Raw genomic sequence first — 16,099 nt, 5'->3', positions numbered from 1 at the left:
GGTGTCGAATTACTGCTAGCCTATCTAGTGGACTAGCGACAGCCTCAAGCGAAGCTCGATAAATGGAGTCATTCGTATCTTCAAGGTTACTACGCCACTTATGCGCTTCATCCGACGGAGCGAGGTGAATGGCCTCTGAGAGTTCCCGACTTGCCTCAAGATAAGCAGGCAGAACTGAAACAGAAATTCTGCCGCCACTCTGCGCATGTGCCTTCGAAGACAATGCTGCAGCTAGGCGAATTCGCCATTCAAAAATAGGTTCTATATTCTTGTCAATGGCCGCACGCGCAACCTCCTCCGTACCGGGAAAATTCCCCAGCTCCCATTCAGCGCCAAACCAGGTTTCGAAGAGTCGTGGTTTACAACATGCTTCATTGAACGCTTCTCGACATGCTCGTCGAGAATGTTCGAACTCTGGAGGCGCTTTTCTAGAATGCAGGTAGCCCACATAAGCCAGCAAGTCTCCCCGCTTGCCCTTGGCAGTCTTTCTAATGGCGTGGGTTAGCGTATCAAGTGCCTCACTAATTCTCCCTTGACGCTCCAAAGCAGACGCTTGCAGAATTGCAGCACCTATTAACTTGTTTGCCGTTCGTTGTTGCCCTTCGGGCGCAATGGCTCTAAAGTCCCTAATAGCTTTCTCAATTCGCACATGATCTGCAGCAAGTTCGCGTCTGATCGACAGAACTAAGCGCCCAGTAGTTTCGCTAACTCTGATCCGATTTTCGCCCCCTAGTTTGGGTGCCTCCACAAGAAACAGACTAGACAGATTCTGAATTGCTGCCGCTACGCGAGCGGAGTCGTAACCCGTTACTTCCGCAAGCTCCGCGAGAGAAGCTTCACTAAGCAGAGCTAGTGTCAACAAAATTCGCATTGCTTCCGGAGACAATTGCATGATCTCTCTGTGGAGTGCGGCTTTGCGAACGTCATCTCCTGCCGCGCCCTTCCAATGACCAATTGCCTCCCCAACATTTTGATATGCAAGAAGCCTCAGGATGGATTCCGCAAAAAGTGGACTACCTCTCGACGCCTCCCAAATTCTGTCAACTTCTGACGGCTTTGGGGTTCGCCGGGTAGGGGAGGGAAACCTAACTTGAAGAGCTTCAAAGAATGCCGGAAATTCTTGCTTCTCAATTCCTCGAACTGTGTAACAGACATCTCCGGAATAAATAATGTTATTTCGCGTCGTGAGCAACAGTTTTGTTTTTGTTCCGCTTAGTAAAAATCCTAGCTCCAGAGCCTGGCGTTGCTCGCTTTCTTCAAGCGAATCAATGTCATCGACTACAACCAACGAAGGTACGATTTCAAAGCCTTGTTTAATCAATCTCAACTTCTTCTGTCGGTTTGATTCAGAGCGTTCTCCATCAGTAATTGCCAAAAAATCGCATACTCGATCCAAGAGCTCATCGTATGTCCCGAAATGAGTCTCAGCCATCTCGTTGTAAGTATTCGTTAGTGGTCTGAATTGCCGTTGCTTTGCACTTAACCAAACAACTTGCTGAAAAACTTGCTGACTCAGCAAAGAAACCTGATCCGCAAATTCGTATGCCACACTTGATTTGCCGATACCGCCTTCGCCAGCTAACACTTTGACGTGTGAGAGGTCGTCAGGTAACCACCTCCAAAGGTGCTCTAGCGCTTCCTTGCGGCCCATAACCTGTGGGCAAATGATGTTGCGGTCAGGTAAGTTGTGTGAGATGCGAGAAAGTGGGGCAGTGACTTTCCCATCAGCTTTTGAAAGTAATGGATGAGGCCTACTCGCCCAAATCTCCACAACCTTTGCTCCTAGCGCAGTAGTGGTTTCATCTCCGATCCGAATTGGGATCTCTCCCTTCTCAAAGATTCGCTTGCCCTTGGCGCCCTTGGCCGGTCCATCTTTTAGAAAGGCAATTGGAGGATCGTCACTACTCCTGGCCGGAATATTCAATACAAAAACCTGAACGGAGTCATTTGGAGATACTGTCCAAGTACAGGCCTCTTGTGTAATCAGTACCCGTTCACCCGTAAAGTCCTTCAACTTATTCTTTATGCGTTCGACTTCGAACCCTGTTGTTGCACCCACTACCTCGAAGGTCTCATTGCCGTTTTCAGCAACTCCAACAACGATGAATCCGCCATACATGTTGTAAAAAGCGGCAACATCTCTGCAGGTTTCGGCAATTCCAATTTCATCGTCGTTAACCTGTCGCTTGAAGTCGAGTTGGTCACACTCTGTGGGAGCACAAGAGCTACCGTTGGCCAGCACCTCAAGAAGTTTGGTTCCTCCCACTCCGCTCTTGGCAAGCACCGCGATCTTTAACTTGACTTCAGTAAGTGGCCAGTTACCCATATTGTCCCGTCCCATGTTCTATTATTTTGGCAATATAACTGACCGATAGCACCATGCTGTGGGCGCGCAGCGTCCAGCTGTTAGCTGACTCTCCCGGACGCCCTAGAATCCCATGACGGGAGGCAGTCCGATGAGATTCCGAATTCGACTGTTGTACCCCCTCGGCCTGCAGGTCTTGGTGGTAGCTTTCAGCCTAGAGAGGGATCTTGGAAGACGAAGTCCCAAGTCCGGTGAAGTACTAAATTCGATGCCTCAAAGCCGTCATTCGCCGACTACGGCAAATGGCCCAGTCTTAACGCCGGGACTGAGCATGGCATTGTCGGCTGTCGCGGCAAGGCCGAATTACAAGAATTCCTAAAGCTGACGTTCCATTATTGCGGACTTCAGCCGGGAAGCATGAGTCTGGCCAACCCTAACGGTGGTCAACTAGCCACCAGAGTTCTTTAGCGTTAGGGGCTGCACATTGGCTAACGGTTCAGGCTTTGTGTTTTGTAGGCTAGCGCCTGTGCATCGGTTCGGCAATTCACCCCCAAGCCCGTGCAATACTCGCTCTCACACGGTTGAAACCCCAACCCCTCGTTCGTAATACATGACCCAAGAAACCAATAACCTCGCCGCCGACCTGTGGGCGCTGGCTGATTTGCTGCGCGGCGACTTCAAGCAGAGCCAATACGGCCGCGTCATCCTGCCCTTTGCGCTGCTGCGCCGTTTGGAATGTGTGCTGGAGAGCAGCAAGCCCGCCGTGCTGGCCGAAGCGGCTAAGGTGGAAAAGATGGCCATCGCCGAAGAGGCCAAGGAAAAGCTGCTTCTGCGTGCCACCGGCGGCCTGTCTTTCTTCAACACCTCGCCCATGGACCTCGGCACCCTGGGCGAGTCGGGCATCAAGGCCAATCTGGAGCGCTACATCCAGTGCTTTTCCAATGACGCCCGCGAGATTTTTGACCACTTCAAGTTCGCCGAATTCATTGGCCTGCTGAACGACGCCAACTTGCTCTACAAGGTTGTGCAAAAGGTTCGCACTATGGACCTGCACCCCAAGGCGGTTTCCCCCTACGAGATGGGCCTGGTGTTTGAAGAGCTGATTCGCAAGTTTGCTGAAAGCTCGAATGAAACGGCGGGGGAGCACTTCACCCCGCGCGATATCGTGCGCCTCACCACGTCGCTGGTGTTCATGGAAGATGACGAAGCCCTCACCAAGCCCGGCATCATCCGCACTATTTATGACCCCACGGCAGGCACCGGCGGCTTTCTCTCGGCGGGCATGGAGTATGTGCACGAGCTGAACCCACAGGCTGCCATGCGCGCTTTCGGTCAGGAGCTTAATCCCGAGAGCTACGCCATCTGCAAGGCCGACATGCTCATCAAGGGGCAGGATGTCAGCAACATCAAGCTCGGCAACACGCTATCCAACGATCACCTCTACGCTAGCAAGTTCGACTACATGCTCTCCAACCCACCCTTTGGCGTGGATTGGAAAAAGATCGAAGGCGACATTGCCGACGAACACACCCTCAAGGGTTTCGACGGCCGCTTTGGCCCTGGCCTGCCGCGTGTGTCCGACGGTTCCCTGCTGTTTCTGCTGCACCTCATCAGCAAGCTGCGCGATGTGAAGGACGGCGGCTCACGCATCGGCATCATCCTCAATGGCTCGCCTCTCTTCACCGGCGGCGCAGGCTCGGGCGAGTCCGAAATCCGCCGCCATATTTTGGAAAGCGATCTGCTCGAAGCCATTGTCGCCCTGCCTACCGACATGTTCTACAACACCGGCATCGCCACCTATGTGTGGGTGCTGTCGAACAAAAAGCCCGCTGAGCGCAAAGGCAAGGTGCAGCTCATCAACGGCGTCAACCTCTGCGGCAAGATGCGCAAATCACTGGGCAGCAAGCGCAATGTCATGGACGAGGCCGATATCGCCACCATCACCCGCTGCTTTGGCAGCTTTGAGGTGGTCGATGCGCAGGCGCTGGACAAGCCCGCCGAGCCAAAAAGCAACCGTGGCCGCCAAGCCGCCAACCCCAAGCCCGAAGCTGCCAAAACCTTCTCCAGCAAAATTTTTGCCACGTACGAATTTGGCTACCGCCGGATCACCATCGAGCGGCCGTTGCGCTTGTCGTGGCAGTTCAGCAATGAACGCATAGCCAGTCTGCGCTTTGAGTCTGGCGCACTCGGCAGCGCCATGCAGTGGATTTACAGCGAATATGGGCAAGCGCAGTGGAGCGACGACGCAGACTGCCCGCACTACGGCCAGCTAGGCGAGCACCACGTCGAAATCCGCGCCTATCTCAAAAGCCACTTTGCCGACCTCAAGGAAAAGCAGATCAAAGACCTGCTCGATGCCAACACCTGGCTGGCGCAAAAGGCTGTGCTGCGCAAAGCCCGCGCCCTGCAAGGCGAGATCGGCACTGCGCAGTGCGACGACTTCAATGGCTACGACGAAGCCATCAAGGCCGCGAGCAAGCGGGCGGGTACTACGCTGGACGCCAGAGAGAAAAAGCAGATTGGCGATGCCGTGAGCTGGAAGAACCCCGCCGCCGAAAAGGTGATCAAGAAGGTTCACAAAGGCAAGGCCAAGCCACTGTATGGCCTGTTTGCGGTGAACAAGGACATCATCGAATACCAAGCCGATGGCGAGCTGCGCGATTTTGAAAACGTGGCCCTAGACCCCAGCCGCAGCGTGACTGCCAGCGTAGAGGCCTACTTCATCGCCGAAGTGCAGCCCCATGTGCCCGATGCGTGGATCGACGCCAGCAAGCGCGACGCCAAGGATGGCGAGATCGGCATCGTGGGGTATGAAATTCCCTTCAACCGCCACTTCTACCAGTACCAACCGCCACGGCCGCTGGAAGATATTGACACCGATCTGGATGCCGTGAGTGCCGAGATCATGGCACTGCTCCGCGAGGTGCATTCGTGAGTCGGTATAAGGCCTATCCAGAGTACAAAAACTCAAGGGTTAATAATCTTGGAGCAATCCCTGGCGCTTGGGAGGTTATGCAACTTAAGCGCAGCGTACTCGATTGTGTGAACGGAATATGGGGTAGTGAACCCGAGAATGATGGCAATGACACCATAGTCATTCGTGTCGCCGACTTTGATCGGCTGAGGCTTTCAATCGTTGATGAGGGCTTTACACACCGAAAAATCGACCCAAAGGAAAAGCGATCGAGGCTTTTGAGACATGGGGATTTACTGCTTGAGAAGTCAGGTGGTGGCGAAAAAACGCTCGTTGGTCAGGTGGTTCTTTTCAACAAAGATTTTGCAGCGGTTACATCAAACTTCGTTGCAAAAATGACGCCCAATCCTAGTTTTTCCGGTAGCTACCTGAACTATGTATTTAGCCGTTTTTACAGTGGCAACATTAACTACTGCTCTATTAAGCAAAACACAGGTATCCAGAATCTAGACTCCGCTTCATATCTGTCCGAGAAGTTTGGTTTTCCTTCTTTGCATGAGCAACAAAAAATCGTCGCCTTCCTCGACTACGAAACGGCGAAGATTGATGCCTTGATCGAGAAGCAGCAGCGGCTGATTGAGTTGCTCAAGGAAAAGCGCCAAGCCGTCATTAGCCACGCCGTCACCAAAGGCCTCAACCCCAACGCCCCGATGAAAGACTCCGGCGTGGAGTGGCTAGGCGAAGTGCCTGCGCATTGGACTGTTTGTAGGCTTAAGCATGCAATTAAATCCGGCTCCTCGATCTCCTACGGGATTGTTCAGCCTGGAGAGCCGCTAGATGATGGGGTCCCATTTGTGCAAACAACAAATATGAGTCGTGGCACCTTCGGGATTGATGATCTTCAGAAAACTACAAAAGATATTGCTGCTGCTTACCCAAGATCGACGCTTGAAGGTGGCGAGGTAATTTTAGGAATACGTGCATCAATTGGAGCCGCCTACGTTGTTCCAGAAAGCCTTAAGGGTGTAAATCTCTCCAGAGGCGTTGCGCGAATAATTCCCGGCATGAGTTTGGTATCCAGTTATTTGGTCCTCTTCTTTGGGACTGACGCTGTTAGTCGCTATTGGGAGTTGAGCAAACAGGGCAGCACATTTAGTGAGGTGTCCATCGAGACCGTGCGAGAGATGAGTTTGTTGATCCCTCCCAAATCTGAGCAGCTTGAGATAGAAACATCTATAAAGCAACGTCTTTCCAAAATGGACGTTGTTATAAATTTGGCAATTAGTAAGGTCTCTCTTTTGCAAGAACGCCGCACCGCCTTGATCTCCGCCGCCGTCACCGGCAAGATCGACGTGCGCGACTGGCAAGCCGCCGCCTGACACCTCTTAACCCACATAGAGCCCCCAGCCATGAGCGACCAAGCCACCGAACGCATCTTTCAAGACGACATCATTCGCCAACTACTGGCGAATGGCTGGCTGCTCGGTTCGCCGGACAAGTACAACCGTGAACTGGCTCTGTACCCCGAGGATGCGTTGGGCTTTGTGCAAGAGACGCAAGATGCGCAGTGGCAAAAGTTTTGCGCCAACCACCCCAAGGATGCGGAGCAGAAGTTTTTGCAACTGATTGCCGTGCAACTGGGCAAGGCCGACCCAAATGCCACGCACAAGGACAGCCGCACCTTTGGCACGCTGGGGGTGCTGCGCCACGAGCTGCGCGACCGCAATGCGCGCTTGTCGCTGTGCCAGTTCAAACCTGAGCACGACCTTAACCCGGACACACTGGCCCGCTACGCCAAGAACCGCCTGCGTGTGGTGCCGGAGCTGGTGTATAGCCCGTGGGCGTCCGAAGCTCATCTGGCCGAAAGTGGAACCAAGGCCAAGGCCTGGCGCATTGATCTGGTGCTGTTCGTAAATGGCCTGCCGGTGGCTACGCTGGAACTGAAGAGCGAATTCAAGCAGGCGGTGGAACGCGCCATTTGGCAGTACAAGACCACGCGCCTGCCTATCGACCCGGTTGCCAAGAAAGCGGAGCCGCTGCTGACCTTTAAGCGCGGTGCGCTGGTGCACTTTGCAGTCAGCCAGTACGAGGTGCACATGGCCACGCGGCTGGAGGGGGAGGGCACCTACTTTCTGCCCTTTAACAAAGGCACGCACGATGGTGGCGCGGGCAACGATGTGCCGGACGACATCCACCGCTACGCCACCGATTACCTGTGGAACGAGGTGCTGCTGCCGGACAACCTGCTCAACATCCTGGCGCGCTTTGTGCACTTGCAGATTGAGGACAAGGAAGACTGGGAAGGCCGCAAATACAAGAAGGAAAGCATGATCTTCCCGCGCTACCACCAGTGGGATGCGGTGGGCAAGCTGCTGGCGGCGGCGCGCAGCGAAGGGCCGGGGCAGAAGTACCTGATTCAGCACAGCGCGGGGTCGGGCAAGTCGAACTCGATTGCCTGGGTGGCGCACCAGCTCTCGTCGCTGTACAAACCCGATGGCAAGAAGCAGTTTGACTCGGTCATTGTGGTGACCGACCGCACGGTGCTGGATGCGCAGTTGCAAGACACGATCTACCAGTTTGAGCATACCGATGGCGTAGTAGGGCGCATCAACAACAACGAAGGCGACGGGTCCAAGTCCGAGAAGCTGGCTGCCGCCCTGGAGTCGGCCCAGCCCATCATCATTGTCACTATCCAGACCTTTCCCTTTGTTTTACGGGCGATTGAAAACAGCGTGAGCCTGAAGGAGCGCTGCTACGCCATCATTGCCGACGAGGCGCACTCGTCGCAAAGCGGCTCGACGGCGCGGCAGCTCAAAGAGGTGCTGATGAAGGAAGCGGGGGAAGAGACTGAGGAGCTGGATAGCGACGACATCATCGCCGCCACGGTGGCCTCGCGCCGTGCATCGGGCAACCTGAGCTACTTTGCTTTTACCGCCACGCCCAAGCCCAAGACGCTGGAGCTGTTTGGCCGCGTGCCGCGGCCGGATGAGGTGGCTTCCGTCACCAACAAGCCAGCGGCCTTTCATGTGTACAGCATGCGGCAGGCTATAGAGGAGGGCTTCATCCTCGATGTGCTGAAGAACTACACCAACTACAAGGTGGCGTACAAGCTGGCCCTGAAGGTGCAGGATGCCGACGCGGAAGTAGAAAGCAAGCGGGCGAAGGTGAAGCTCAACCAATGGGTGCGTCTGCACGACCACAACATCGCCCAGAAGGTGATGGTGATTGTGGAGCACTTCAAGGACAACGTGATGGGTTTGCTGGGCGGGCAAGCCAAGGCCATGGTGGTGACCAGCTCGCGCAAGGAAGCGGTGCGCTACAAGTTGTGTTTTGACAAGTACATCTCGGAGAATGGTTACCAGAAAATTCATGCCATGGTGGCGTTTTCTGGCGAGGTGGAGTTCACCGAAAAAGACCCGAATGTCGCCGACCTGATGGGCGAGAAGTTCACCGAAACCAATATGAACCCGAACCTCAAGGGCCGCGACATGCGCAAGGCTTTTGATTCGGACGACTATCAGGTGATGATCGTCGCCAACAAGTTCCAGACCGGCTTTGACCAGCCCAAGCTGTGCGCTATGTATGTGGACAAGAAACTGGCCGGGGTGGAGTGCGTGCAAACGCTGTCGCGCTTGAACCGCACTTACCCGAATAAGGCCGAGACGGGCACCTATGTGCTGGACTTCTTCAATGACCCGGATGAGATTCTGGAAGCGTTTCAGCCGTATTTCCAGACCGCTGAACTACTGGATGTCTCGGACCCGAACCTGATCTTTGTGCTGCAGGACAAGCTACGTGCGGGTGGCATTTTTACTTGGCAGGAGGTGGAGCAGTTCTGCGCGGCGTTTTATGTGAAGAACAAGAGCAATGCGGCGATTGCCAATATCTGCAAGCCTGCGGTGCAACGCTGGCAGCTGCGCTACAAATCGGCGGTGGAGGCTTTCAAGATCGCCAAGGAGATGTTTGAGCGCACCCAGAAGACGGGCGATGCGGTGCTGATTGCGAACGCCGAGAAAAGCCTGAAGGAATGCCAGAAAGAAAAAGACGCGCTGGAAATCTTCAAGAAAGACCTGGGCACGTTTGTGCGCTTTTACGAGTTCATGTCTCAGATCGTGGATTACGACGACACCGACTTGGAAAAGCTCAGCCTCTACGCACGCAACCTGCGGCCCATGCTGCGCGAAACTTTGCTCGATGAAGACGACATCGACCTCGGTAACGTGGTGCTGAGCCACTACCGCGTGGCCAAGATACGCCAGCAGGATCTGGTGCTCAAAGAAAATAGTGCGGAGTACAAGCTGGTGCCAGGCGAAGGCCTGGGTACGGCCAAACCAAAAGACAAGACGGAAGAGCTTCTGTCGCAGATCATCAATCGTCTCAATGAGGTGTTTGTGACCGACCAGCTGACCGACAAGGACATGGTGAACTACGCCTATACGATCCGCGACAAAGTGGGCGAAAACCTAAAGGTGATGAAGCAGATCGAGAACAACTCGCCCGAACAGGCCATGCTGGGCGATTTCTCCAAGGCAATAGACGATGCCATCATGGACAGCAGTGAAGCCCATCAGAACCAGATGATGCAGTTACTGGCCGACCCGAAGAAGGCCGCGAACTTTGCTCGGGTTGTGTTTGATTTGCTGGTGCAGGGGCAACAGATGCAACCACCACCGACCACACGAATCTCTGGGCCGCATTCCACCGGTTGAGTATCGTGTGAAACAATTCCCAAAACACCACTTCTAACTGGAACAAGAATTCAAGGGGGCTTCAGACCTTCTCGCAAATGCCAACAGGTTGTCATGCGCTGCCACACGTGAAACTCCCATCGTCGAGCCACTCAGACACCTGCTCAACTTGAGCCCTTTGCAGTCCGACGGCGCCGTCACACAGGATCAGATTTGGACATTCATGGAATTCGGCCCCCGAGTCATCCAATGCGCGCCAATCAACCTCCTCGCCCACTGTCGCAAGATACTGCAGGATCGCCTTGTGGCGGGGATAGCGGCCTGGAGGGTCCTGTCCCGTCACCCCAATGACACGCCCAGCCAACTCAGGCACGAGGAACTGTTTGAGCTGAGCCAATGGGTAATGCTCACGCCACGTAGACGAAATCACAATCTCGCAGGGCCGTCCCGCTATTGCCTGCGCCAGTGCATGCGCGTGTACGAATTCAGGCAGGCTGTTGCCCCAAGCGGGGTGGAGCACCCCATCAAAATCCAGAAACAGAATCTTGCGCAGCGAACCGGCTGGGTTGGGAAGATTCGTATGCGTCATAGCAAACTCTGTATGCGGCGCTTTTCAACAGGCCGGATGTAGCGATACACCATCTCAAGAGACTTGTGCCCGGTCTGCCCCATGATGGCGCTTGTCGGCATGCCCACTGTTGCAGCCTCCGTCACAAACCCAGCCCGCAGCGAATGACCTGATACCAGCTTGGCAGCATCGGCACCTTTGGCCTTTCCAACCGCCGACTTCACAATCAGCGCTACGGACTGCGGCGTCAGGGCCAGCTCTCTCACTACCCGGTCATGCCGATTCACGGGTCGAAACAAGGGGCCCTCGCCGATACCCGCCAGTTCTAGCCAGCGGTCCAAGGCCTTGACCGGACAGCGCTCTTCCGATTTGGCCAGCGGCACAAACACCGTCCTGCCCTCACCCTCCTGATCAGTCTTAGACCGACGAATCAGCAACTCGATGCCGTGGGCGTGCGGCGTGATGTCCTCCATCCGCAAAGCAACGAGTTCAGATCGCCGAAATGCACCGGCGAAACCGAGCAAGAGAATCGCCTTGTCTCTCGCAGCTTTCAAGGGCTTCTGCTTAGCAACTTGTACGAGCAATTCAACAAGATCGTCTTTAACGAGCGCCCTCGCCTGCCTTTGCGTCACCCCGAGGGTTCGGCGTATGCCCTGCATCGTGCGTTTGACCAGCCGGTCTCTGGTGGGACTTTCCAGCCCTCGGTCTGTATGCGCCCTGTGGATCGCAATCAGACGATGGGCCAATGTGGCCACTGCCAGCACCCCGGCAAACTTGGCCAGGTACTCGGCCACCATCTCGGGTCTGGCCGGAATCCTCCCCCCGTGGGCCTTGAAGTGCCGCACATCCTGCGCATAGCTGCGCTTGGTCGAGGCCGACTGGGCGGCATCGGTGTAGCTAAGGACAAGCTGCGAAGATTTTGGCTTCGGGTTTGGGGTTTTGGTGGTTGTGGGGTGTTGCGTATTCATGCGTCTTCCATGGGTCACTGCGCGGCGCACGTGGCCGCGTTTTGAGGGTTCAGGGGGAAGTGGTGGCCGGTATGCGTACGGCCGAAGAACTGTTGCAGCGCCTGGCCGCGTTTTGCTGGCCGCCTGCGCCGTTGCTTACGATGGGTTGTAGTCGGCGGTTTCCCGGCGGCAATGCGCGGCCAGGGCCATACAGCTTGCGGCCATATCACCCAGCTCGGACATGAGGAAGCCAAGCGCTTCCAGGCAATCGGCGCTGATGGTTCCGTCTTCCACCATGACGGCGGAGTTCGCCAGCAACTGCCCGATGGCACTGACACCGTTGTGCATCGTGCCCACTAGGATTTCCGCATCCTCAGCAATGGCCACTAGGAGCGCGGGATCTGCAGCGGCATAGTCCACTTTCTGCCCGCCGGTGACTGGAAGTGTGGGAAGGCGGGTCATCAAGTCTCGCATCGGCCTCAGGGCAACCATTCGGCTGGTCATGTCAGTACTCATCGGGAAGCAATAAACACGTGCTGGCGCGCTGTCGGTTGGGGGCACCGCTCTCGGCCTCGGTGATCACCCAAATGCGTATGCCCTCCACGTCGTAGGCGCTCACAATCTTGCCGCCGTTGTGGATCGCCTCGTTGTTGCACTTGGCATCATGGGCGTCCACTACGCCCCAATCGCCGTGGCAATGCTGACTCAGCAGGACCGAGGGATAAACACCGTGCTTGTCGAGATGGGCCAGCACCGCTGGTGTTGCCACGACCTCGCCTAAATCGAACAGGGCTGGCCCGTTGGTTTTGACGGTTTGGACGTGCCGATCCGGCACGGGAACATGATCAGTACCCATGGTTGAGCCTTTCAAGTGGAATCAGAAATGCAAAAAGCACTTAGCCCGCGCCTGAGTGGGCGCGGGCTAAGTGCTTGGATGAACCGGTTTTGGCCGGGTGGAAAGATGGGGTGCTAGCGATTCAGTCTGAGTGTGCTGGTCATTTGATGGCGTTCCATTCCTTGGACATGGCATACACCTTGGCAGACGACGAATCGTCGTTCGAGAACGCTACGATGATGCGGTCGCTACTGAGATTCCACCCAATGAGTTGGCCGCCCAATCCGACCGCCCAAGCGGTATTTGGAGCAATAGTGTTTTCTGTCCACATCAAGTATCCGTAGCTGTCATAGTAGTATCCAGCGCGGCGCTGTTTTAGAGGGTCATTTTTAATCTGCTTCGTCATTGAGGCGCGAACAAAGTCACCAAGGCAGCCTGGGGCTTTGCTGGATTTTTTCACCCACACGGCGAAGCGTAGCCAATCCTCGAAGCGCAGACGCGAACCGCCAGAGGTCATGCCAATACGTTGCGGATCTTCGAGAAAGTTTCCCGTCTTGGCGGCACCCATCGGGTCGTAGACTTGTTCTTGCATCCACTGACTAAACGGCATGCTTGTAGCTTTCGCAATCATCACGCCCAAAGTCATCGGTTCGGTGCCCTTGTACTCAAAAGCGTCTCCGGGCTTGCGCTTGTTTCCGAAGACTGATTTATGGGCACTCGTGACCGCGCTGTCCATCATCAGGTCAAAGAAGCTGGATTTCTTGAGTATCAGTTCACTCTCTTGCGACGGGAGGATTAGCGAAGGGTGGTTGTTGTTCATGCGAGTTCCGGAGGCCATGCGCAGCAAGTCATGAACAGTCGACTCTCCGAGGTCGGTTCCGGCCAGTTCAGGAATAACGTCACCGGCTTTGCTAGTGAGTTCCATTTTTCCAGCGCAGATGGCCTGTCCAGTTGCCATACCGGTGATGGTTTTTCCCATGCTGTACCCGTAGAACAGAGAGTCTGGATTGGCTGGGCCGGAAAAGCCGCTGTGCACCACTTTGTCGCCCTCCAACATGGCGAAGGCGCGCAGTTCTCCAGAAGCAAGCATGGCGTTGGCCTTGTCAACCACTGACTGTTCAGCCTCAGACGGCGCACGCTCGTACAGCGCAACGGCCTTGGGGCTCGGCTTAGAGACATACCACCAGCGAGGCAAGTTCTGCTGCTTTGCCAAAAGTGATCCATCTGGAACGGATGCTGCATGCACTGCTCCGGTCACCGAGAAGATTCCGAGGGCCAGCAGCATGTAGGTGCTAGCGGCGATGGCAATTGAAGATCTGATAAAGCGTGGTGTCATGTTAGGGGTACTCCGGTGCTTTTCTATTTATGGTTTTGCCGTTTGGGCCGGTATAGCGCCCCACTCTTTCGCAAGTGCATAGACCTTGCCCATGAAATCTTCTCTGCTGGAAAACAGCACCAGCATGCGGTCATTCTTTGTATTCCAACTGATACGCTGACCACCCCAGCCAACGGCCCATGCGGTGTTCGGAGCAACTTCGTTCTCCGTCCACATCAAGTAGCCATAGCCACCAAACAATTTGCCACTCTTTCTGGTTGATGCAGGTCCGTTGGTGATCTGCGTCGTCATAGCGGCACGCACATAGTCACCGAAGCATCCTGGCTCTTTGGAGGACTGCTTGACCCATAGTGCAAATCGCATCCAGTCCTCCATCCGCAGGCGCATCCCGCTATCTGCCAGCCCGTTGAGGCTTCGGTCTTGACCATAGAGACCGGGTTTCGCCGCTCCCATAGGGTTGAACACTTCTTCCTGCAGCCATTGCGACCATGCCGTCCCGGTTGCGCGCGCCGTGACCACTGCAAGTGTCATGGGGTCTGTGGCTTTGTATTCCATCTTTTCGCCAGGCTTGTAGTCTGAGAAGACGCCCTTAGCCGCCTTGCTTACGCGGTCTGCTGCAATCATTTCCAAGATGTTCAGCGTTCCCCGGTTCCATGCATCGTTTTGTTCAGGTGTCCATACAGAAGCATCCGCATTAAAAGTAGCCGTCCCAGACGACATACGCAACAGTTCACGCACGGTCGCCTTTCCGAGTGCGGTGCCGTCTAGTTCAGGCACGGCATCACCAGCTTTGGTATCAAAGCGGAGATGACCAGCGCAAATGGCTTTGCCAACACCCATGGCCGTCACAGTCTTGCCCATAGACATGCCCATGAACAGGGAGTCCGCATTCGCCGGGGCATTGAACTCGGTGTACAGGACGGTATTGCCATCCATTAAAGCGAACCCCTTTGCGGGATTCGTCGCTACCAAAGCGCGTGCCTTGTCGATGACCACTTGCTCGGCACCAGAGGGTGTGCGTTCTTGAAGCTGAACCGGACTGGGACTGGGCTTGGACGTGTACCACCATGACGGCCCTTTGCTTGCAAGCAGCCACGAATCGGGTATTGCTGCGACACCGTTTTCGCTGGGGCTCTCTGCATGCGTCGCTGCGCACGCTAAGACAAGTGCATAAATAATCGAAGACTTGATAAGACGTGTCATGTTGAACTCAAGAGGGTTGAAACGAAAATGAAGAATCCGCGATGTCGGTTGACCGAAAATGCGCTCGAACTTCTGTGTCAGTCCGCCGCACTCATGTGCTCTTTGAAGAATGCAAGCGTTTCATGGTTACCTATGCATGGTTGAGAGATGGAGATTTCCAGCCACTCGAATTCACTTAGCTTCTTCAACTGGCGCCTGACCGCTATTTGCAGCGCGCCTAGCCTTGCTCTGATAGACATCAAAAGCGCCCATGATGCCGGCAACAACGAGCTGGTACTGCGGCGAGCTCAGCACGAAATCCTTGCCATCAGCCGTGCCTTGGATGCTGTACGGCATGCGTTCGATCTGCACGGGCGAACCGTCTGTTGCCACCATCAAGTTTGCCGAGCAGGAATGTAGTTTGGCATCAGCGTCATAACCGTTCGTGGTGATGGTCACCATCTCCACCTTTATGGACTTCCCGAATGCGTCGAGTTGAGCGCGCAATTGGTTGGCCCCTGCGCGGCGCCAGTTTCCAGCGGCCTCAATGTTGTTGCTGATCTGCTTGACGCCGTCGTCCGCAATGCCCAGACGGAATCTATCAACGATCTGCGGGTCATCGCAGCCCGGGGGTTTGGGGGCGCAGCCTGACAGTAGCGCGGTCAAAAGAGCGGCAGCAGGTGCAACAAGCACCCATGGTCGAAGTAGGGGCGTGGGAATGAACATTGATCCTCCTGTTTATAGATTTATTGATCTAGTTATCGTGCATAGTTTGCCAGATATAGATTCATCGTCTATGGATTTATAAGCCTAGAGAAATGAGACTCCCCGGATGGGGAAGTCGATTGCCAAACCGCCAAGCAAGGACGTAGTTCTGCATGGCTTTGGTGCGGCCGTCCGCCAAGTGCGTGACGACAAAAAATTCACGCAGGAACAGCTTGCAGAGTTCAGCGATATGCATGTGACTTACATCAGCCAGATTGAACGTGGCGTAAAGAATTTGTCGCTGTTCAATATCGTGCGCGTTGCACATGGTCTGGGTACCTCACCTGCTGAACTGTTTGCCATTGCTGAAACAGTGCGCCCGCCCGCGCGATAGCGCGCGTTAGACCAAGGAACCTACGGCTGGGGTTCCCGCACCAAGCCATCAACAACGAACCGCCTTAAGTCTGCACTGTAGGTAATCCAGGTGGCCTCACCGTCACTTGACCGCAGGCAGACTGCAGCTTCGTCGGGGTTGAATGCTGCGATCACTTGGCTGTGCATCATCATGGGCTCCCAGCGTGGGCTCAGTCTGCTCGATAGGTGATCAGCTTCCTCATGG

General features: G+C 55.2%; 11 protein-coding genes and 1 pseudogene. 4 read left to right on the top strand and 8 right to left on the bottom strand.

The features are described 5' to 3' along the window. Nucleotides 1-1,177 precede the first annotated feature (1,177 nt). Nucleotides 1,178-2,326 (bottom strand): annotated as a pseudogene (locus RS694_RS20770) (AlbA family DNA-binding domain-containing protein); the annotation flags it as partial. Nucleotides 2,327-2,915: 589 nt separating this feature from the next. On the opposite strand from RS694_RS20770, the gene RS694_RS05355 reads away from it, so the two are divergent. The 3 genes from RS694_RS05355 to RS694_RS05345 all read left to right on the top strand — a co-directional run bounded on the left by RS694_RS05355 (nt 2,916) and on the right by RS694_RS05345 (nt 9,928). Next, on the top strand, nt 2,916-5,240 hold the full coding sequence (locus RS694_RS05355; RefSeq protein WP_029706127.1) for a type I restriction-modification system subunit M: 2,325 nt from the start codon (nt 2,916-2,918) through the stop codon (nt 5,238-5,240). Between the two features lie 77 nt (nt 5,241-5,317). Further along, nucleotides 5,318-6,598, top strand: a complete 1,281-nt coding sequence (locus RS694_RS05350; protein ID WP_206538090.1) for a restriction endonuclease subunit S — start codon at nt 5,318-5,320, stop codon at nt 6,596-6,598. Between the two features lie 30 nt (nt 6,599-6,628). Then, the gene (locus RS694_RS05345; protein ID WP_051391686.1) at nt 6,629-9,928 is read left to right on the top strand and encodes a type I restriction endonuclease subunit R; all 3,300 of its coding nucleotides are present in this window, start codon (nt 6,629-6,631) and stop codon (nt 9,926-9,928) included. A gap of 91 nt (nt 9,929-10,019) precedes the next feature. On the opposite strand, the gene RS694_RS05340 is transcribed toward RS694_RS05345, so the two are convergent. From RS694_RS05340 to RS694_RS05310, 7 genes are all read right to left on the bottom strand, one after another. Further along, the gene (locus RS694_RS05340; RefSeq protein ID WP_051391687.1) at nt 10,020-10,496 is read right to left on the bottom strand and encodes an HAD domain-containing protein; all 477 of its coding nucleotides are present in this window, start codon (nt 10,494-10,496) and stop codon (nt 10,020-10,022) included. Next, on the bottom strand, nt 10,493-11,443 hold the full coding sequence (locus RS694_RS05335; protein ID WP_241463864.1) for a site-specific integrase: 951 nt from the start codon (nt 11,441-11,443) through the stop codon (nt 10,493-10,495). The genes RS694_RS05340 and RS694_RS05335 overlap by 4 nt, the downstream gene beginning before the upstream one ends. 135 nt (nt 11,444-11,578) lie before the next feature. Continuing rightward, nucleotides 11,579-11,884 carry a hypothetical protein gene (locus RS694_RS05330; protein ID WP_152528757.1) on the bottom strand — a complete coding sequence of 102 codons (306 nt, stop codon included), beginning with the start codon at nt 11,882-11,884 and terminating at the stop codon, nt 11,579-11,581. A gap of 43 nt (nt 11,885-11,927) precedes the next feature. Beyond that, complete coding sequence (locus RS694_RS05325) at nt 11,928-12,278, bottom strand: hypothetical protein (RefSeq protein WP_051391688.1); 351 nt, start codon at nt 12,276-12,278, stop codon at nt 11,928-11,930. 139 nt (nt 12,279-12,417) lie between these two features. Then, the gene (locus RS694_RS05320) at nt 12,418-13,593 is read right to left on the bottom strand and encodes a serine hydrolase domain-containing protein (protein WP_029706135.1); all 1,176 of its coding nucleotides are present in this window, start codon (nt 13,591-13,593) and stop codon (nt 12,418-12,420) included. A 27-nt stretch (nt 13,594-13,620) separates the two neighbouring features. Then, nucleotides 13,621-14,796 carry a serine hydrolase domain-containing protein gene (locus RS694_RS05315; RefSeq protein WP_051391690.1) on the bottom strand — a complete coding sequence of 392 codons (1,176 nt, stop codon included), beginning with the start codon at nt 14,794-14,796 and terminating at the stop codon, nt 13,621-13,623. Nucleotides 14,797-14,967: 171 nt separating this feature from the next. Beyond that, nucleotides 14,968-15,501: a hypothetical protein gene (locus RS694_RS05310; RefSeq protein ID WP_152528758.1), complete on the bottom strand. Its 534-nt coding sequence runs from the start codon at nt 15,499-15,501 to the stop codon at nt 14,968-14,970. 106 nt (nt 15,502-15,607) lie between these two features. Between RS694_RS05310 and RS694_RS05305 the strand changes: the two genes are divergently transcribed. Next, complete coding sequence (locus tag RS694_RS05305) at nt 15,608-15,874, top strand: helix-turn-helix domain-containing protein (protein ID WP_051391691.1); 267 nt, start codon at nt 15,608-15,610, stop codon at nt 15,872-15,874. Nucleotides 15,875-16,099 lie beyond the last annotated feature (225 nt).

This window comes from Rhodoferax saidenbachensis, assembly GCF_001955715.1.
GTDB lineage: Bacteria > Pseudomonadota > Gammaproteobacteria > Burkholderiales > Burkholderiaceae_C > Allorhodoferax > Allorhodoferax saidenbachensis.
This window is presented reverse-complemented; position numbering and strand designations above follow the sequence as displayed.